The following is an 18,664-nucleotide window of genomic DNA, read 5'->3' on the forward strand; positions in this document are numbered from 1 at the left end:
TTTGCCCTCTTAGATTGAAGCATACCTCAAGGCCCCAGCCTGTCATTGATGCTCCCTTCAACGAAGGGGTAGATCCGCCTTGATCAGCAGCCGACACAGATGCTTCTCGTAGCCTTCCTTAGCTTCACGTCGCGGGCACGTTGTAAGGCCTCCGATTTCTGCCGTATCGCCTCAATTCGGGCGGAACTCTCCTCTGGCGTGAGCACCTTTTCTACGGGCGCCCCTGGAGGAGCGGCCTTTGCGGCTGGCACTTGAGCATATGCAGCCTGGGAGGCAAATCCGAGAGCAAGGATGGGAAAGGCTAAGAGAAGGCGCATGAACCGGCTCGCGATGTGAGATCTGAAACTCTAGCCTAGCATGGACTGGCGAATTCGAATGGTGTCTATTCCGCGGCTAATCGCATCTATAATGGTAGTCGCTCGTCCTCGCGAATTGGGCCAGCCTCTCTGCCTCGCTCTGTGACCTTGGGGTTGAGCACTAGGCTGCGGCTTTATGTCGGCGATCTCGCCGCCTCCCTGCCTTACGAGGGATCCTCCGCACCATCGCCTTCACATGCTCTTTGACAGCATGCTGGTTCGGCTCTGCGGCGCCTTGCTTCGGCTGCGTCATGCCACCCTCCAATGCCCTGCTGTCCACGCCATAGCAGGGCAGGATGACGTTCGCTCATTCTGCGAAGCTTATCTGTGACCAAAGTCACACAATTCTTGACTGCAATACTAAAGTATAATTGCCCCTAATCTTCATTCCCTCTGCAAGGATCTGCTTACGCATCCGGATGCAGCGGGACAATCTCTACGAACCCGGTCGGAAGGCACCGAGCGATCATCGCTGCCGGGCGGATCTCGCAAGACGAGCCTGTTCCTGGAGGTGCAGCTTCATTCAGCCCAGGTCGAGCATACGCCTCACCTTGGCGGCCAATTCAGCATAGGTGAAGGGCTTGCCGATCAGGTGCACGCCCGGGTCCAGGCGGCTTTGGTGAACGATTGCGTTGGAGGTGTAGCCTGTCGTGAACAGAACCGGGAGCCCGGGCCTGAGCCGCAAAACCTCTTCCGCAACAGCGCGCCCGTTCATCCCGCCCCTCAGAACCACATCGGTAAACAGCAATTGGACTTCGGAATGCTTTTTGACGAGCTCCAGTGCCTCTCGGCCATCGGCTGCCTCAAGAACGCGGTACCCGAGGTCGCACAGGGCCTCGATAGTATAGGCCCGCAGATCGGGCTCGTCTTCAACGACCAGGATCGTCTCGCCTGATCCCTGCACGGTCGTGGCGTTCTTCGGCGGTTTTTCCGTGGCTTCCTCACTGGAGCCGATCAGACGAGGCAGATAGAGCTTGATCGTCGTGCCCTCACCCAACTCGCTATAGATCCTGACATGGCCGTTGGACTGCCGAACAAAGCCGTACACCTGGCTGAGGCCCAACCCGGTGCCCTTGCCGACCTCCTTCGTCGTGAAGAACGGCTCGAACACCCTGTCCATCGTAGCGTTGTCCATCCCAGTTCCGGTATCCGAAACGGCCACAAGGACATACTGCCCGGCCGGGACGGGTTCGATGAGCGCCTCGACATAGGCTTCATCCAAGTGAGCATTGGCTGTCTCGATGGTAAGCTTGCCGCCATCGGGCATGGCATCGCGGGCATTGACCGCCAGATTGAGGATTGCGTTCTCCAACTGATTCGGATCCGCCTGGGAACGCCAGAGCCCGCCCCCGAGAACTGTCTCCAGCATGACGGCTTCACTCAAAGTCCGCCGCAGGAGATCTGTCATCCCTGCCACGAGCTTGTTGACATCGATGGGCTTGGGATCGAGCGGCTGCCGCCGCGAGAAAGCGAGAAGCCGGTGCGTCAGGGTCGCTGCCCGCCGTGTTGCGTCCATGGCGTGATCGGCGGCTCGGTGAAGGCGGTCGGCCTCCGCCGGCAGGCGACGCTGCATGAGCTCGATGTTGCCGACGATGATGGTGAGAAGGTTATTGAAGTCATGAGCAATGCCGCCGGTGAGCTGGCCAATCGCTTCCATCTTCTGGGATTGCCGCATCGCCTCCTCGGCCTTCAGGCGCTCGGCGACCTCGTGCGCGACCCGCTCCTCCAAAGTCTCGTTCAGGCGCTTGAGTTCCGCGGTGGCCTGCTCGGCTTTCTGGCGCGCTAGAAGCAACTCTTTCTCGTACTTTCGCCGGTCGGCGGCATTGAAGAGGGTGATGCGGTTGACGACAGGATGCCCTCCTTCATCCCGTTTCTGGACGGTGTTGGCGAGAACGGGCAAGGAGCGTCCGTCAGCGCAGGTCAGATCGAAGGCAATTTCGTTCACGAAGCCCTGCATCCGCAGCAGCGGCGCGAAGTGTGTGTCGTAGAAGATCCTGCCGCCGATGCTCAGAAGGTTTTGGAAGCATTGATGACCGACAAGGTCCCGCCGCTCCATGCCGAGCCAAGTGAGGAGGGTTTGGTTCGCTCTGATGATGGTGCCATCCGGCAGGGTCGAAAGATAGCCGCAGGGGGCACTCTCGTAGAGTTCGTCCAGACTTTCCGTCAAAGCTTTCGGATCAATGCTCACTCTGCCGCCGTCGTGCTTGGAGCCGGATCACTCAGGAATGTTTCCATGGCGGCAATCGTCTCCTCGGGCGCACTCAGGTTCGGGCAGTGTCCCGTCGCCTTTAACAGGACGAGCTCACTGTCCTGGAGGTTCTGGTGCATGTAGCGCCCGACCACCTGGGGGGCGATCACGTCCTGGGCGCACTGAAGGATAAGGGCTTTTGTCTTCAGGTTTGGAAGGTCGACCCGGTTATCGGACAGAAACGTCACCCGGGCAAAGTGCTTGGCGATTTCCGGGTTAGTGCGGCAGAAGCTGTTGCTAAGCTCCTCACCGAGTTCCGGCCGATCTGGGGTGCCCATGATGACCGGAGCCATGGTGCTCGACCAGCCGAGATGGTTGCTGTCGAGGAAGTCGAGCAGGCCCTCAATGTCCTCCGGTTCGAACCCGCCGACATAGTCCCCGTCGTTGATATAGCGTGGCGATGGGCCGATCAGCAGCAATCGATCGAACCGCTCAGGCTCCCGGATGGCGGCCAGGATGCCAATCATCGCGCTGACCGAGTGGCCGACGAAGATGACATCCTTCAGGTCTAGCTCACGGCAGATCGCCAGCACATCGTCGGCATAGCCATCGAGCGAAGCATATCTTGCCGGATCGAAGGATCTCCCGTCTGACTGTCCATGGCCGACATGGTCAAAGAGGATAATCTGATAGCGGTCCTCGAAGGCGGGCGTGATAAACCGCCACATGTTCTGATCGCAGCCATAACCATGGGAGAAGATCATAGGCTGCTTGCCGCTGCCAATGATCTTGACGTTGTTTCGTTGAAGAACGGCAGACATGGGCGCTCCGGACGATTAGGAAAGCATGGATCGGCAGCCTGCCCCCGCCGATGATTACGAGCTTTGCAGTCCAAACGGACAATTTAGATGCACTGGCTTGCTTTTCAACACACGGGTTCGCTCTCCAGTCGCTCTGTACCGAACGAGCTCTGATGGCAGACTCTACTTGAACTGGGATGGCCTCCAACCGGTCAAGTCGTAGCTGATGCCCGTGGGAAGGTCCGCTCATCCTGCCAAGGCGGAACTACGGCTAAGGTCGATCGAGCGCAGGAAAACGACTTGAACAGCCGGATACATATCACCTTCAGCCTTGACTATGGCCTGCATGGTCGTGACCAGGGCCATGTCGAGCGATATCCAGCCTGCGCTCCTCCAACGCGGGATCGGACGTTGAGGGGCGTTGATTCCGGTTCAGCCGTCATGTCCCTTACACGCTGGCTGAACGAGATTCGCCAAGAGCCTGAAGGCGCCGGGAACCAGCTTGTCCAACTGATGTTGCAGCACGAGTGCCACATGCGTGTGGCGCCCACGCCCAATGCGGGCCGAGATCAAGGAACCTTTGAGCGGATTCTCTCCGGCGTCATTCAAGGCAATCAATTCTTCGTAGGAAGCGTCGTATTCGGACGCAAAGTAAAGACCCCTCTCCTTGTCCCAGCCTTGCCAGTCATTCGCGTCAATCCGGTTTGGATAGGTCAGCAGGGGCGAGTCCGGTTTCAGAACCGTTACCGGAGCGGCAGGATCCGTCACGCGCCACCGGAGCGACGGGGAGCCGATGACCAAACGGCGTGGCGGCGTACGGTCGGGATCCCAGCCATCGGTCGGGCGGTGATAAAGCGTGACCAGATGCCCGCCCTCTTCCACGAAGCGGTGCAGCCGGCCCGTTGCAACTCGGAGATCGCGCCTCAAGCCGAATGCAAAGATGCCGACGACAAGGGTTGTAAACTCCGAGAGAGAACATGCTGCCAAGTCGGCCTCAGATAGATCCGTCACATTGAGGCCGAGGCGCCGCATTGCAGTGCCGACATTGTCACTTCCGCCTCCCACATACCCGATGCGTCCATCGGACGGGAGAGCAACATCAAGGGTGAGAACCCTGAGTTCCACCGGTGCAAGGAATGATGCTGGTCGAATGTGAGGATAGGCAATCGTACGGATCTGGTTGGCCGGCCTGCCATCCACGATCGGGACCAGCTTTGAAACTCCAGCGCTCGGTTGTTGCGGCGGATCAATGATCCAATCTGGTCCGCCTCGTCTGACGCACCAGCCCTCCGGCGCCTGCCACTCGGCAGGCTCGGCTCCCACAGCCTGAATCCGGATGCTTGATGGGCGGTTTCCCGCTTTGATGATGGCTGTGGTGGGCTCAAGCGCCAGGGATTGCGACGGACCGATCCTCAGGGGCTCCTCGGGATCGAGATCCACCATGATGGTCCGCTCACCGATCCTGCCCGATATACGAAGACTTGCATCTCCGTTCCCGCCCATCGGGTCGAAGGATGCAGGATAGTTCCCTGTGTGGGACGCCGATGCCGGGATATCAAGAGCATACTGCACATGTCCGGCATCCATCGTGGTTTCGATGGCATCGATTTCTGGCGGAAAGCGGGCCTCGACCGCCAGTTCCGCAAGATCCGGCGCGTCGATACGGACTTCCAGCGTTATTTTGGCGCCCGGATGGGGCGGACCCTTGAAGAATGCCCGTGCCGTGCTGCCATGAGCCTCGAAGATAGCTGCATCGATCTCCCGCAGCTTGCGATCCAAGCGATGGCCGATCAAGTCGATGGTGCTTGGATCCAGGCCGCTTTTCGCCTCTTTGATCAGGTGTGCCGCCTGCCCCAGCGACTGGCCGATCCGCTTGCGAGCTGGGAATGCCGCAATGGCGGCATCGATCAGCTCCTGCGCCTCCCTTAGAGCCTTAGAAGCAGCCTCCGGCAAACCCGCTAAGGTCGCGATCTCTGCAAGAGTTGCAGGGAGCCGATCGCGAATATCGCGCTCGTGGGCCGGGAGCCCATCGGCCCAACGCTTCAAATGAAGAGCCCATTGATCGACCGGACTGTCGCGCCAAACCCCCATGCCCTGGGACGCATGCGCGGCGCGCGACCACTCACCCAACTGCCGATATGCCAGACCAGTCACCTCGTCTTTCGTGGCCATCCGAAGATTTAGCGTCGTGGGCGGCGGAGGCACTTCATCGTCATACGCGTAGCCAGCGCCCGACCACGCAGGAAGATAGAACTTCGAAACCTGCCAGGGCCGAAGGCCCGATCCGGCATGCTCGGGAAAGACGGAAGGATCGGCTGCCAGCACAAAAGCTTGCTCGGCCGCCCGCGTCATCGCCCGGTGGTGGCCGTGCTGCCCTGGCACGTCGAGAAAGGTCGGGATCACGATGTCCGGGCGATACTGCCGATAGGTCCGGACGAGCCGCTCCACGATACGCTCCTCGCCCCATCGCTGGAGCGTATCGTCTCCATTCTTGGAAAAGCCGAAATCGTGAACCGGATCTTCGGGCCCGTGGCCAAGCCACGCCACATCAACATCAAGGCGACGAGCCGCCTCTTCCATTTCCGCGGTTCTCAGCACTCCGAGGGCACCGCCCCGCTCAGGCCCCAGCGCGTTCTGACCGCCTTCACCCCGTGTCGAGCAAGCCACGACGACGCGCATGCCGTAGGCAAACCGCAGGGCGGCCAACATGCCGTTGATCTCATCATCCGGATGAGCTCCGGTGTTCATCACGGTCAAAGTCGACTTGAGCCGACTCAAGCTGCGATGCAAACGGACTAGGGCTGGTTGATGGACGGCCCGGGCAAGGCGGCTATGGTCATCCAACAAGAGAAATCTCCTCGTTCGATTGTTTCCTGTGAACCGCCTGGGCAGTATCGAGCCGGGGCGTCATCGCATCCAGGAGAGGCAGGGCAGCGGCCCCGAGGGCGGCAGTGAGCCGTCCTGTCCGACCCTGGATCAGACGGGCTTCACTTCGATTTCTGCGCCTGGCGACCGACAGGGGCAGAGGCTGCATGGCCAGGGTAAGGTCTTCCAGAAGACCGGGCGGGAGGGCCCCGCCGATGACAATCGCCTCGGGATCGAAGAGGTTCTCGAGCATTGCGATCTGATATGCGAGATACTTGGCCGCCTCCTTGATCCATGCCTCGACGACTGAGTGCTTCTCGTGGTGAAGCTGCTCCAGATGCGCATAGTCGACCTTTCGAATTCCGGCGTCGGCCAGCCTTTCGGTCAAAGCATGAATGGATGCATAAGCCTCAAGGCAGCCGCTCTGACCGCATGAGCAGAGACGACCTCCCTTCTCCACCAGCACGTGTCCGATCTCGCCCGCATTGCCGTTGGCTCCGCGATACGGACGTCCATCGATCATGATGCCTAAGCCCAGCCCCTGTCCGAAATAGATGAGGCAGAAGTTCTTCAAGTCCTTGGCAGCGCCATGAAGCCGCTCACCAACGGCCGCTGCGGTGGCATCATTCTCAAGTGTGATCGGCGCGCCGAGCATGTCCCCGATATGGGCCACTGCATCGAAATCCAGCCATCCTGCCAGGGTCGTCGGACCAACGGACGTCATGCCTTCGACGTTGAACGGGCCTGGCATCACAACGCCGGCGCCGAAAAGCTGCGGAACAGGAGACTCCACCTGCGCCTGCGCTGCCTCAATCTCCGCCTTGATGACGGGAAGCACTGTTTGGGGATCGTTCTGCTGAATCGGCAAGGTTCGCTGCGCGCGAATGCGACCTCCGACATCGATCAGAAGCGTTGAGACGTGGTCGGCCGCGATCTCGATTCCTGCAGTCATACCGCCATCGGGATTGACGGCGAACTGGAGTGGCGGCAGGCCGCGGCCCGCCCTGAGCCGGCCAGTTTTGATGAGAAGGCCATCAGCGACCAGGTCGTCGACGATGTTCGAGACGGCCTGGGTGCTCAGATGCGCATGGCGTGAGATCTCCATCCGCCCGACCGGGCCGAGCCGACGCACCACATCCAGCACCACACGGCGATTGTGAGAGCGGTTACGCTCCGGGTTGCTTCCGATCGTCGACTTTGCGCCGACCTTAGATTTTCTCGGCATCTCCGCCTCCCTATTGGCACGATGACGCGACGGCAAGAATAACTCAAGTGAATTATCTTATTGACAGGTCAGTAACTCTAAGGGAGCCTGAAGCCGGAACGGTCCTCGAGAAGGCCGCGACCAGAGAAGGATCGGCGCCCGGCGCCCAGCAAAAATGGAGAGGGATATGCAATTTCGTCATCTACTTGCGGGCGTTGCCGTGGGCTTCGCCACCTTGGCGACATCCAGCGCCAAAGCTGTCGAGATCGAATACTGGCAGTACATCTTCGACACGCGCGTCAAGGCGATGAACCAGCTGATCGCCAAGTTCCAGGAGGCAAACCCGGACATTAAGGTCAAGCAGACCACATTCCCTTATGCCGATTATCAGACGAAGGTTGCCGCTGCGATCCTGGCGGGCCAGGGCCCGGACGTGGTACAGCTGTTCTATGGCTGGACCGACAACTTCGTCTCCGGCAAGATGATCCGGCCTCTCCGGGCGGAGGCATTCCCGCCTGCCGAGATCGAGCGCGACTTCTTCCCGATCGTGAGCGCCATGAAGCGCGGCAACGACTATTATGGGCTGCCGACCGCTGTGCGTTCCTTGGCGCTCTTCTACAATAAGAAGGCCTTCAAGGATGCGGGGCTCGATCCCAATAATCCGCCGAAGACCCTCGACGAGCTTGTCGCCGCCGCGGAAAAGACGACCAAGCGCGATGGCAGCGGCAACATCGTCTCTGCCGGCATGACACTCGACATGGGCGGGCAGGATCACCAATGGTGGCGCGAAGTCCTGATCCGCCAGTTCGGCGGCGTCCCGTATACGGAGAACGACACCAAGGTCGCCTACAACGACGAGGCGGGACTGAAGGCCCTCACCTTCTATACCGACCTCCAAAAGAAGCATAAGGTCGGGCAGACCGGTTTCATGGATGAAGGACAGGCAGCCTTCCGCGCCGGTCTCGCCGCCATGACGATTGATGGCACTTTCCGCCTCGGCTCATTCAACACGATCAAAGGCTTCGAGTGGGGTGTAACCGAGCTCCCCGCCAATGCCCAGGGCGTGCGCAGCAACTACGCGAGCTACTTCGCAAATGCCATCACGACGAAGGCGGAAGGCGAGAAACTGGCGGCGGCTGAGAAGTTTCTGAAATACGTCTCCTCACCTGAGGCCATGAAGATCTGGATGGAGATCGTGGGCGAACTTCCGGCTCGTCGGACCGCTGCTCTGACGCCTGAGAACATCGCACACCCGGTCTACGGACCATTCCTGAAGGGTCTGGAATATGCCCATACGACCCTGTTCAAGGATGAGGCCGCCCAAAGGCAGCTCACCATCGATATGGCCAATCGGGTCCTGATTGGCGGCGAGGATCCGAAGACTTCCCTCGCCAAGGCTGCCGAAGCCGAGCAGGCAATCCTGGACCGCGCCAAGCGCTAAGTAAAGCCCGCGAGGAAGAAGCCGATGTCTGTTGTCGTACATCGAGAGGTCGCCCCCGGCGGCCTCTGGCCAAGGATGAGCCTTGGTCGGAAACAGGTGATATGGGCATGGGGCTTTCTCGCGGTTCCATTGGTGTTCTACGCGGTGATCCGCTTCTGGCCGACATTCCAGGCGTTCTATCTCTCCGTCACGGACTGGACGATCACGAAGCCCGCCTCCTTCGTTGGGCTTGAGAACTACAAACGGCTCCTTTCAGATTCCCTCTTCTGGCAGGTCTTCCGCAACACCTTTCTGTACCTGCTCCTCGGCACGCCCATCAGTCTTCTGATCTCGTTCATGGTGGCTTACTATCTCGACAGGGTGCGGTTCATGCACTCTTTCCTCCGTGCCTTATATTTTCTGCCGTTTCTCACCACGGCAGCGGCTATGGCATGGGTCTGGCGCTGGTTCTACCAGCCCGTTCCCATCGGCGTGATCAACGATATCCTCGCAGGATTCGGCATTCCCCAGCAGCCATTTCTCCGTTCTACCAGTCAAGCACTGCCGGCCGTTCTCGCACCAGCCGTCTGGGCGGGCCTCGGATTCCAGATCATCATCTTTCTTGCCGGATTGCGGGCCATTCCGGTGACCTATTACGAAGCCGCGCGGATCGACGGCTTGTCGGAGGGCGCAATCCTGCGAAAGATCACGATTCCCCTGCTGAAGCCGACACTCGTCTTCCTAGTGGTATTCTCGTCGATCGGCTTCCTGCGCATCTTCGACCAAGTCTACAACATCAACACGAACGACCCTGGAGGCCCGCTGAACTCGACCAAGCCTCTGGTGCTGATGATCTACCAAACGGCCTTCAGTTCCTACGAAATGGGATATGCAGCCGCCCAGACAGTCGTCCTCTTCCTGATCCTACTCGTGATCTCCCTTGCTCAACTGCGCCTCATGAGAGACCGCTGATGACAGACGCCGCCTTCTCTCAGGGTCTCCCCATGCCGCGGATCCGGCCCGGCAGAATCGTCGCCTGGACACTCCTGCTCATCGGCGGCGTCATCATGGTAACCCCCCTCCTCTTCATGTTGTCGACCTCCCTCAAGGATGCATCGCAGGTCTACGATCTACGGGTGATCCCGGAGGCGCCGACGCTCGACAATTACATCGAGATCCTGGGCGACGGACGTTTCACGCGCTGGTTCCTTAACTCGGCGATCGTCGCAGCCATCGTCACGCTCTCAAACGTCTTTTTCGACAGCCTCGTGGGCTATACGCTGGCAAAATTCCGGTTTCGTGGCCGGTACATCGTGTTCATTGCCATCCTGTCCACCCTGATGATCCCGACCGAGATGCTGGTCCTGCCCTGGTATCTCATGGCCAGTCAGTTTGGATGGTTGGACAGCTACTGGGGCATCATGTTCCCAGGCATGATGACGGCTTTCGGCACCTTCCTGATGAAGCAGTTCTTCGAAAGCGTGCCGGACGATTTCTTGGAAGCCGCGAGGATCGACGGGCTCAACGAGTTCACCATCTGGTGGAAGATCGCCATGCCGTTGGTGACTCCAGCCCTCTCAGCGCTTGCGATCTTCACATTTCTTGGCAACTGGACAGCGTTCTTCTGGCCGCTCATCGTGACGACAAGCGCCGATCTCTACACGTTGCCCGTCGGCCTCTCGAGCTTCGCGGTCGAACAGTCGATCCAATGGGAGAAGATCATGACGGGCGCGAGCATCGCGACTCTACCAACTCTGATCGTCTTCCTTCTTCTTCAACGCTACATCGTCCGAGGCGTGATGCTGGCCGGACTTAAGGGCTAAAGCCAATGACTGCAGGCACTTTCGACGACACCTCCGTCTTTCCAGACCCAGTCTACAAGGAGACCGTGCTTGGCCCGCTCTTTCACGGGGCCAAGGACCACCATGTCGAGGGATTTCGCCTGATCGACCGGGCTCACCTCGTCATGCTCCATGAGACCGGGATCCTGACGATCGAGCAGGCACGACCTATCGCCCAGGCACTCGAGGCCATCGACCGTGAGATCGATGTCAGCACACTTAACTATAGCGGTGAAGTGGAGGACTTTTTCTTCCTGATCGAGAAGGAGTTGCGCAAGCGCTTAGGGCCGGATCTCGCAGGCCGCCTTCATACCGCGCGTTCTCGCAACGACATCGATCATACCCTGTTCAAGCTCGGCCTCAAGCACCGGATCGATCCCCTGCTGGAACGCTCGGTGCGGCTCGCTGAAACCCTGGCATCCGTGGCGGAGCGCGAGAGCAAAACGCTCATCGTCGCCTACACCCATGGGCAGCCCGCGCAGCCTACCGTCTTCGGCCATTATCTTGCGGCCGTCCTCGAAACGCTGCTGCGAGACATCTCTCGGCTGGAGGCTGCTCGCGATATCGTCGACCGAAGCCCCATGGGAGCCGCTGCCATCACCACGAGCGGCTTTCCCATCGATAGGGACCTGATGGCTCGCCTCCTCGGCTTCAGCCGTCCATTGCAGAACTCCTACGGCTGCATCGCTTCCATCGACTATATCACCTCGACCTACTCGGCGATCGGGCTGATCTTCCTGCATCTCGGAAGGTTTATTCAGGACCTCCAGTTCTGGACGAGTTTCGAGGTCGGCCAAGTCTATGTACCGAATGCCTTCGTGCAGATCAGCTCGATCATGCCGCAGAAACGCAATCCCGTTCCTATCGAGCACATACGCCATCTGGCATCACAGACTGTCGGTCGGGCGCAGGCCATGCTCACGATCATGCACAACACCCCATTCACGGACATGAACGACAGCGAGGGCGAAAGCCAGAGCTTCGGCTATGGCGCGTTCGAGAGCGGCGGACGTGTCCTCGACCTGCTCGCGGCGCTCATTCCCGCTCTGCGCATCAATTCCGACAAGGTCCGACAGAATATCCGCCGCAGTTGCATCACGGTGACGGAACTTGCCGACAGCCTGGTACGCCGGGAGAGACTGTCGTTTCGCGAAGCGCATGAGATCGCGGCCGAAGTCTCCCGCTCTGTGGTGGCCGTTGAAGGCGATATTGCCGTCGATGGTTATGGAGCCTTTCAAACGGCCTTCGAACGCTGCACGAAACGCCAGACGATAATCGACAAGACCCTGTTCGCCGAGATCGTCTCGCCGGAGAACTTCGTTGCGGTCCGCGATCGGTTCGGTGGGCCGGCTCCCAAAGCGCTCTCCGAGGCAATTGCCGGATATAATCAGGAAATCTCCGGCCTGCGACAGCGCTTGCAGGAAGCGGCACTACGCGCCGAGGCATCCGCGCAGGACCTCAAATTCCGTTTCAACGCACTTCTCGGAGCCCGCTGATGGCGACCATTGAACTCAATCGTCTGATCAAGCGCTATGGACAGACGACTGTAGTCCATGGGATCGACCTGTCGATCCAGGATGGCGAGTTCGTCGTGCTGGTCGGACCTTCGGGCTGCGGCAAGTCCACGACGCTGCGAATGATCGCGGGGCTTGAGGAAATCAGCGGTGGCGAAATCCGGATCGATGGACATGTCGTCAACGATCGTCAGCCCAAAGACCGGAACATCGCCATGGTGTTCCAGAACTACGCCATCTATCCGCACATGAGCGTAGCCGAAAACATTGCCTTCGGCCTCTACCGTTCCAATCTGACGAGAGTCGAAAAGCGTCAGCGCGTCGAGCAGGTCGCTCAGACACTCGGCCTGTCGCAACTCCTGGAGCGTCGTCCCTCGGCCCTTTCCGGGGGGCAGCGCCAGCGAGTCGCCATTGGGCGGGCAATGGTGCGCGACCCTGCTGCATTCCTCTTCGATGAGCCGCTCTCTAACCTTGATGCCCAATTGCGCACACAGATGCGCATCGAGATCAAACGGCTGCATCACAGGCTTGGCACCACTTCGGTTTTCGTGACCCACGACCAGGTCGAGGCCATGACGATGGCCGATAGGATCGTGGTAATGCGCGACGGCCGCATCTTACAGGTGGGCACGCCCTTGGAACTTTACGATAAGCCTGTGGATGTCTTCACTGCACGGTTCATCGGCAGCCCTACCATGAACCTGCTGCCTGCCACCCTGCGCAACGGTGGGGCGGATCTATCTGTCGGCGGTTCCGTTCAAGTGCCATACGCGTCGGCGACGACATCCGACATCCTGGTCGGCGCCCGACCACAGGACCTCGTTCCAATGGCAGTTTCCTCCCAGGGGCTGACGGTGTCGGGCACCGTTGCCGTTGTGGAAACCTTGGGCTCGGAAACGCTCGTACATATCGAGAGCGCGGGCCAGACCATCATTGGCTCTACACCAGGCCGGCAGATTCCCCGGATCGGCGAACATCTGACACTCCACGCCCCTGCCGAGCGCCTCTATTACTTCGACAAGGAAACAGAAAAGGCATTGACAGTCCAATGAGCGGAGTGCCTTCCGAGCGCAACAAGGTTGTCTGCCTTGGGCGGCTTTATTGCGACATCATCTTTACAGGCTTGCACGAGATGCCTGCGCTTGGTCGAGAGCGCTTCGCGCAAGACGTGACGATCGCGGCTGGCGGAGGCGCCTATATCACTGCGGCCCATCTCGCAGCGATTGGCCGCCCGGCAGCGCTTCTCAGCCGCCTTGGAACGGACCCCTTGTCACGAAGCCTCACTCAAGAGCTCGAAGGGAGCGGGATTGACCTCTCTTTCATCGAACAGTCGAACGATGCCGGTCCCCAGCCCACCGTTGCTCTTGTCAGAGAGAGCGAGAGAGCCTTCGTGTCCCGGCGTGCCGGAAGCTCGCGTCCGTCAACCCTGGAGCAGGCCCTTGCCGCTCGAGATGTCAGCCACTTGCACATTGCGGAATTTGCGACCCTCAAGGACAATCCGGACGTTGTCGACATGGCGCGGCGCTTGGGTCTGACGATCTCTCTCGATCCGAGTTGGGACGACGAGCTGATCCGCCGGGATACGAACTTCTTTGAGATCTGCTCAGGGATTGACGTCTTTCTCCCGAACTTCGAAGAAGGAAAGGCCCTGACTGGAGAAAGTTCAGCCGAGACGATCCTACGCAGCCTGCGAGAGCACTTTCCTCTGGTCGCGTTGAAGCGCGGCGAACATGGTGCAATGGCCTCCATCGGATCGGTCCATGTTGCGGCCGCCGCGCTTTCGGTCGATGTCGTCGACACGACCGGTGCAGGAGATGCTTTCAACGCCGGTTTTCTGCACTCCTGGCTCCGAACATCGGATCTTCAGAGAAGCTTGGCAGCGGGGATTGAAGCGGGCGCCCTCTCCATCCAGTCAGCAGGCGGAGCCCCGGCACGCCTATCCTGAAGACCGAGCATAGGCCCGAGACACCAGCGACGACGGATCCTTCAGATCCACAGCGCGACCAGCAACAGGACGCAAATGAGCGGTTATAAAAGGGGCCCCAAAAGGTGAATGACGCCAGGCGCCCCGAGCGATACGCCTGAGAGAAAGAGAAGGATGAACACGATGCGCCGCATCGTGGTCGGGGAAACAGGAGGCGGCCAGCGGCGCGCGGCAAAGGTCGCTCCTACGACGGCCGGAATGGCGAGAAGGCCACTCAGGGTCGATGCCGGCGGAAGATCGCCCGCTGCAATGACAAGGCCGATGCGGAAGACGGCATTGAGCGCGAATACCGTCACCAAAGTTTCTCGAATTCTAACCAGCGGCATGGGCTGACGATAGAAATGATAAACGAGCGGAGGTCCCGCCGTTGAGAACATCCCGCCCATCAATCCGGCGATGGCGCCGAAGAAGAGGAATGATCCATCATGCGATTGCCTCGCCAAAGGCTCGGGCTTTCGTGCCAGCTGAAGGCTCGATACGATGATCACGAGACCGAGGATCAGACGCAGGACATCAGCCTGCGTTCCGGCGAGCCATTCCAGCAGCCAGTACCCGACGAAGAGCAGCGGAATGCTGGCGGCCATGACGAAGCCGAATTCTCGCCATGCCACGTCTCTCCATCCTTTCAGGAGCATCTGCGTGGCGTTCACCAGCGTCAGCACGCTCACGATCATGGCGGCATCCGGCAGCGACAGGATCCCCGTCAGACCCACTCCACCCATGGTGATGAGCCCGAACGCGAATCCCGTCAGAGTCTGCGCATAGGCGGCAGCGCCCGTCAGCAGAAGAAAGCCGATGAGCTCCGCGGCCGACATCGGTCAAAGGCTCCTCAGGCTTGCAAACAGTTCCTTGAATTCCGATCCGCTCCGGTAGAACGCCGGCGGTTCGCCGAACGGGGCAGGCACCGTGACGTTCTGCCCGCCCACGAATGTCTTGCCGGACCATACATGGACCCAGTCCACCCCGTCCGGCAGGTAGGTGCTCCATTCCGTCTTCCCTGAATGCCAGACGGGCGCAACGAGCAGGTCGGGACCGTAGAGATAGGCCTCTTGGATTGTATAAGTGCGGGGATCGTCCTCGAAATGGAGGAACAGCGGGCGCTGCACCGGCAGGCCCCGCGTGGAGGCCCCCGTTACCAGGGACTTCAGGTATGGCACGAGGTGGACGTAAACGTTTGTCATCCGCGCAAAATGAGCGAGGACCTGAGGGTCTTGATCGATCTGCAGGTTCTCGCGCGGACGATTGCCTTCATGGGTCCGCATGATCGGCGTGAATGCTCCCATCTCCGCCCAGCGCATGATGAGCTCGGCCGTGCGCACGTTGCCGAAAAGGCTCGTATAGCCACCGATGTCCGAATGGTGATAGGCGTTGCCGAGAAGCCCCGACGAAAGCGCACCTGAGATCACCGTCACGAGTCCGTCGTGACGGCTGAAATCGACCGATTGATCTCCGCCCCACAGCAGCGGACAGTGCTTTTGGACGCCCGTGAAGCCGGCCCGCATGAAAAACAAGGCCTCGCCGGTCTTGCCGCGGTTCGCTACCGCTCGCGCATTCACTTCGGCCCAGATCGTCGGCCATGCGTTGTGCATCAGCTTCGCATCGACACCATTGGCGAGTTTCACGTCGATCGGCAGGTACTCTCCAAAATCGGCCATCCAGCCCGACAGACCAAAATCGAGCATGTTCTGCCCAATCACACGCTCGGCGAACCAAGCGGCCGCCTCAGGATTGGTGAAATCGACGACACCGCAATCGAACTCGCCGAAATCCACCAGAGCCGTCTTTCCGCTCTCGTCCTTCGCGAAATAGCCGGCGGACTCCGCTTCTGGGAACAGCGAGCCGTCCACCGCAAGATAAGGGTTCACGTAACCGAGGAAACGGATGCCGCGATCTTCGAGCTCCGCGATGCGCTGGCGCAGCCCCGGATAGCGATCATCGTTGGCTTTCCAGTCCCAGAACAGACGCGCGCCGAAGGATGTATGGCGCAGGCCTACCCAATCCTCACACCAGAGACCGGACACCTTCGTGCCCGCCGCGATGATGGCCTCAAGCCGCTCAAAGGACGTGGCACCATCCTTCAGGCCGATGATCGCCCCGCCATAGACCCACTCTGGCAGCGGCGGCTGGCGGCCGAAGCGCTCCGACATTGCTTCGACGAGAGAGATAAATGTCGGGCGTGCGGTGACCTCGATCCGCTCCGGTAAAGTCCAGATCTCGATTTCGTGGAAATCCCCGCGGCGGAAATCGAAGGCCGAATAGGCGGTCGTCTCGACATGCAGGGCGTAGCGCCGGGACGAGAGATAGGTCGGCTGCGGGTAATTGGTGTTCCAGTAGTCGCCACCCGACTTGCCCGTGACGTCCGCCTTGAAAGTGATCTCCGTCGTCTTGTCGCGCCCGACCCCGGGCTCCGACGTCCAAAGGGGGAAACGGCGGCCGCGCATGTCGAAATACGACATCTGCTCGCCACCGCCCCAGACATGCTCGCCTTGCTCCGCTGGGATGCGGATCCAGATTCGATTGAGGAGGGCGTCATCCGCTCGAAAGGCAATGATGCCGTTCCGGTCATCACCCGAAACCTGGAGGACCAGCCGGGCCGGCTGTCCCGGAGCAGCAGAAAAGGCAATATCGGATCCGGATACGACCGCATGAGCAAGCGGCGTCCGCTCGACGACGTAGTCCTCGATGTCGAAATTGCCGCGGTACATGTCCATCCGCGCGTCGCCGTGCCCTACGAAGAGACAAGGCGCATTGCTGCGATGTCGCAGGATGACCCTTCCGTCGAGGACGAGATCGAAGCCGCCGGCGGTCGTGTGGATCTGCATGGTGCACTCTCAGTTCTGGGTCAGGCCGGCATCGACGATGAAGTTCGCCCCCGTGCAGCCGTTGCTCTCGTCGGAGCCGAGGAATAGGGCCATCTTCGCCACATGACTGGCATCGAGCCGGAACTTCAAAGCCTGCAGATCGAGGAATTGCTGGTTCAGTTCAGGCGTCAGCCAGAGCTGCTTCTGGCGTTCCGTAAGGATTGCGCCCGGCACGATACAGTTCACCCGGATGTTGGACGGCCCTAGCTCGCGGGCGAGCGTGCGGGTCAATCCGTTGATGGCAGCCTTCGCTGTCGTATACCCGACCATTCCGGGACGGCCTCGCATCCAGGAAATGGAGCCTAACATGACGATGGAGCCAGCGCCCCGTGCCGCCATGCCCTTTGCAACGGCCTGCGTTGCGAAGAACTGGTGGTCGACGTTCAGGGCGAGAGCCCGGCGCCAGTAATCCGGCTCCACCTCGGCCAAGTCGTGCCGGTCGTCCCTGCCCGCATTGTTGACGAGAACGTCCACGCCGCCGGCATCGTCTTCAATCTTGGCCAGCACCTCTCGGAGTGCCGGAATGTCGGTGACATCGCAGGCGTGGAAGGTCGCGCCCGTTGCGCGGGCCCGCGCATTGCCCGCCTCCTTCGCGATGTCGATGAAGGCAACTCGCGCCTCCTGCGCAACGAACGCCCTGACCATCTCCTCGCCGATGCCGGATGCGCCACCTGTGATGACGACGGAGCGGCCATGAAGGGAACGGTATTGGGCGGTTGAGTAGTCGAACGACATCGCAATGCGGCCTCAAATGGAAGGATCAAAACGGGTTTCGAGCAGCCCTGGCACATCGACCGGCATGGAAAAGAGGCTTCCTGAGTGTGGAAAGACCTCAAGCTCATCCTCGGAGCGGCCGGTGCGGGCGGACGTTACATAGAGGGTCTTCAGGTCGGCGCCACCGAAGCACACCATGGTGGGGCAGCGGACGGGAACGGGATATTCTGCTAGGAGATGCCCATCCGGCGCGTAGCGCTGAATCCTCCCTCCCTCGAACAGGGCCGTCCAATAGCAGCCTTCCGCATCCACTGCTGCACCGTCCGGCCGTCCTCTGTCCGTTTCGGTGGGTTCAAGGCGCGCAAACAAGGTCTTGTTCGTCGCCTCTCCGCTTCCAGGATCATAAGCATAGCGCCACACAGTGAAAGTTGGCGTATCCGAATGGTAGAGTGTGCGCCCATCCGGCGAGAACGCAACACCGTTCGATGTCAGAAGTCCGCTTGCTATGACCGTCAATCCCCGCCGGTCGTAGCGGTAGAGATGCGCCTTTCCGCCATCCCTCGGCTCATCGATAGTGCCGGCCAGGAAGCGGCCTGCTGGATCGATGCGTCCGTCGTTGAATCGGCTCGTGCGATGATCCTCCGGATTGTCGGCCAGCTTTGCCTCACGGTTTCCCTGGGAGTCCAGCAACCAGAGGCCCGAGCGGAATCCCGCGATGAAGCCGCCACCTCTCTTCAGTCCGATGCAGCCAATCTCCTCGGTCATCGTCATGACGGCGTGCTCGCCCGTCGCAGGGCGGAAGCGATGAAGCGCCCTACCCTTGATGTCGACGAAGAACAGCGCGTGCTCGTCGGCATCCCAGATCGGGCACTCGCCCAATTCTGCGCGGACGTCGAGGGCGATGGTCAGCGACATTT

At 60.2% G+C, this 18,664-nt stretch carries 14 protein-coding genes; 6 read left to right on the top strand and 8 right to left on the bottom strand.

Annotation, left to right across the window (positions count from 1 at the left end; translation table 11 throughout):
- Nucleotides 1-879 precede the first annotated feature (879 nt).
- The 4 genes from VB672_RS18755 to VB672_RS18770 form a co-directional block, all read right to left on the bottom strand.
- On the bottom strand, nt 880-2,544 hold the full coding sequence (locus tag VB672_RS18755; RefSeq protein WP_329785726.1) for a PAS domain-containing hybrid sensor histidine kinase/response regulator: 1,665 nt from the start codon (nt 2,542-2,544) through the stop codon (nt 880-882).
- The gene (locus VB672_RS18760; protein WP_329785727.1) at nt 2,541-3,365 is read right to left on the bottom strand and encodes an alpha/beta fold hydrolase; all 825 of its coding nucleotides are present in this window, start codon (nt 3,363-3,365) and stop codon (nt 2,541-2,543) included. The genes VB672_RS18755 and VB672_RS18760 overlap by 4 nt, the downstream gene beginning before the upstream one ends.
- A gap of 411 nt (nt 3,366-3,776) precedes the next feature.
- Complete coding sequence (locus VB672_RS18765; protein WP_329785728.1) at nt 3,777-6,191, bottom strand: PIG-L family deacetylase; 2,415 nt, start codon at nt 6,189-6,191, stop codon at nt 3,777-3,779.
- A complete protein-coding gene (locus tag VB672_RS18770; RefSeq protein ID WP_329785729.1) occupies nt 6,181-7,434 on the bottom strand; it encodes an ROK family transcriptional regulator in 1,254 nt (417 codons plus the stop codon). The genes VB672_RS18765 and VB672_RS18770 overlap by 11 nt, the downstream gene beginning before the upstream one ends.
- Nucleotides 7,435-7,588: 154 nt before the next feature.
- Between VB672_RS18770 and VB672_RS18775 the strand changes: the two genes are divergently transcribed.
- From VB672_RS18775 to VB672_RS18800, 6 genes are read left to right on the top strand one after another with little or no spacing between them, the layout of a single operon-like run.
- Nucleotides 7,589-8,854, top strand: coding sequence for an extracellular solute-binding protein (locus VB672_RS18775; RefSeq protein WP_442932109.1), 1,266 nt, complete (start codon nt 7,589-7,591; stop codon nt 8,852-8,854).
- 24 nt (nt 8,855-8,878) lie between these two features.
- Nucleotides 8,879-9,805 carry a carbohydrate ABC transporter permease gene (locus VB672_RS18780; RefSeq protein ID WP_329785731.1) on the top strand — a complete coding sequence of 309 codons (927 nt, stop codon included), beginning with the start codon at nt 8,879-8,881 and terminating at the stop codon, nt 9,803-9,805.
- Nucleotides 9,805-10,656 (top strand): carbohydrate ABC transporter permease, encoded by an 852-nt coding sequence (locus tag VB672_RS18785; protein ID WP_329785732.1) that lies wholly within the window; start codon nt 9,805-9,807, stop codon nt 10,654-10,656. Before VB672_RS18780 ends, VB672_RS18785 begins: the two co-directional genes overlap by 1 nt.
- 5 nt (nt 10,657-10,661) lie before the next feature.
- A complete protein-coding gene (gene argH / locus VB672_RS18790) occupies nt 10,662-12,170 on the top strand; it encodes an argininosuccinate lyase (protein WP_329785733.1) in 1,509 nt (502 codons plus the stop codon).
- Nucleotides 12,170-13,240, top strand: coding sequence for an ABC transporter ATP-binding protein (locus tag VB672_RS18795; protein ID WP_329785734.1), 1,071 nt, complete (start codon nt 12,170-12,172; stop codon nt 13,238-13,240). The genes argH and VB672_RS18795 overlap by 1 nt, the downstream gene beginning before the upstream one ends.
- Nucleotides 13,237-14,133 (top strand): carbohydrate kinase family protein, encoded by an 897-nt coding sequence (locus VB672_RS18800; protein ID WP_329785735.1) that lies wholly within the window; start codon nt 13,237-13,239, stop codon nt 14,131-14,133. The genes VB672_RS18795 and VB672_RS18800 overlap by 4 nt, the downstream gene beginning before the upstream one ends.
- Before the next feature lie 83 nt (nt 14,134-14,216).
- On the opposite strand, the gene VB672_RS18805 is transcribed toward VB672_RS18800, so the two are convergent.
- The 4 genes from VB672_RS18805 to VB672_RS18820 are packed head-to-tail and all read right to left on the bottom strand — an operon-like array spanning nt 14,217 to nt 18,662.
- Nucleotides 14,217-14,987, bottom strand: a complete 771-nt coding sequence (locus tag VB672_RS18805) for a sulfite exporter TauE/SafE family protein (RefSeq protein ID WP_329785736.1) — start codon at nt 14,985-14,987, stop codon at nt 14,217-14,219.
- Between the two features lie 3 nt (nt 14,988-14,990).
- Nucleotides 14,991-16,994, bottom strand: a complete 2,004-nt coding sequence (locus tag VB672_RS18810) for an alpha-glucosidase (RefSeq protein WP_329785737.1) — start codon at nt 16,992-16,994, stop codon at nt 14,991-14,993.
- A 9-nt stretch (nt 16,995-17,003) separates the two neighbouring features.
- Nucleotides 17,004-17,768 (bottom strand): SDR family NAD(P)-dependent oxidoreductase, encoded by a 765-nt coding sequence (locus VB672_RS18815; protein ID WP_329785738.1) that lies wholly within the window; start codon nt 17,766-17,768, stop codon nt 17,004-17,006.
- 12 nt (nt 17,769-17,780) lie between these two features.
- The gene (locus VB672_RS18820; RefSeq protein ID WP_329785739.1) at nt 17,781-18,662 is read right to left on the bottom strand and encodes an SMP-30/gluconolactonase/LRE family protein; all 882 of its coding nucleotides are present in this window, start codon (nt 18,660-18,662) and stop codon (nt 17,781-17,783) included.
- Between the last annotated feature and the right edge of the window lie 2 nt (nt 18,663-18,664).

This window comes from Microvirga sp. CF3016, from assembly GCF_036314085.1.
GTDB lineage: Bacteria > Pseudomonadota > Alphaproteobacteria > Rhizobiales > Beijerinckiaceae > Microvirga.

Excerpts from the sequence above, each read along its gene's own strand:
- VB672_RS18760 (WP_329785727.1), bottom strand. The coding sequence starts at position 3,365 with ATGTCTGCCGTTCTTCAACGAAACAACGTCAAGATCATTGGCAGCGGC.
- VB672_RS18770 (WP_329785729.1), bottom strand. The coding sequence starts at position 7,434 with ATGCCGAGAAAATCTAAGGTCGGCGCAAAGTCGACGATCGGAAGCAAC.
- VB672_RS18775 (WP_442932109.1), top strand. The coding sequence starts at position 7,589 with ATGGAGAGGGATATGCAATTTCGTCATCTACTTGCGGGCGTTGCCGTG.
- VB672_RS18780 (WP_329785731.1), top strand. The coding sequence starts at position 8,879 with ATGTCTGTTGTCGTACATCGAGAGGTCGCCCCCGGCGGCCTCTGGCCA.
- VB672_RS18785 (WP_329785732.1), top strand. The coding sequence starts at position 9,805 with ATGACAGACGCCGCCTTCTCTCAGGGTCTCCCCATGCCGCGGATCCGG.
- argH (WP_329785733.1), top strand. The coding sequence starts at position 10,662 with ATGACTGCAGGCACTTTCGACGACACCTCCGTCTTTCCAGACCCAGTC.
- VB672_RS18795 (WP_329785734.1), top strand. The coding sequence starts at position 12,170 with ATGGCGACCATTGAACTCAATCGTCTGATCAAGCGCTATGGACAGACG.
- VB672_RS18800 (WP_329785735.1), top strand. The coding sequence starts at position 13,237 with ATGAGCGGAGTGCCTTCCGAGCGCAACAAGGTTGTCTGCCTTGGGCGG.
- VB672_RS18805 (WP_329785736.1), bottom strand. The coding sequence starts at position 14,987 with ATGTCGGCCGCGGAGCTCATCGGCTTTCTTCTGCTGACGGGCGCTGCC.
- VB672_RS18810 (WP_329785737.1), bottom strand. The coding sequence starts at position 16,994 with ATGCAGATCCACACGACCGCCGGCGGCTTCGATCTCGTCCTCGACGGA.
- VB672_RS18815 (WP_329785738.1), bottom strand. The coding sequence starts at position 17,768 with ATGTCGTTCGACTACTCAACCGCCCAATACCGTTCCCTTCATGGCCGC.
- VB672_RS18820 (WP_329785739.1), bottom strand. The coding sequence starts at position 18,662 with ATGTCGCTGACCATCGCCCTCGACGTCCGCGCAGAATTGGGCGAGTGC.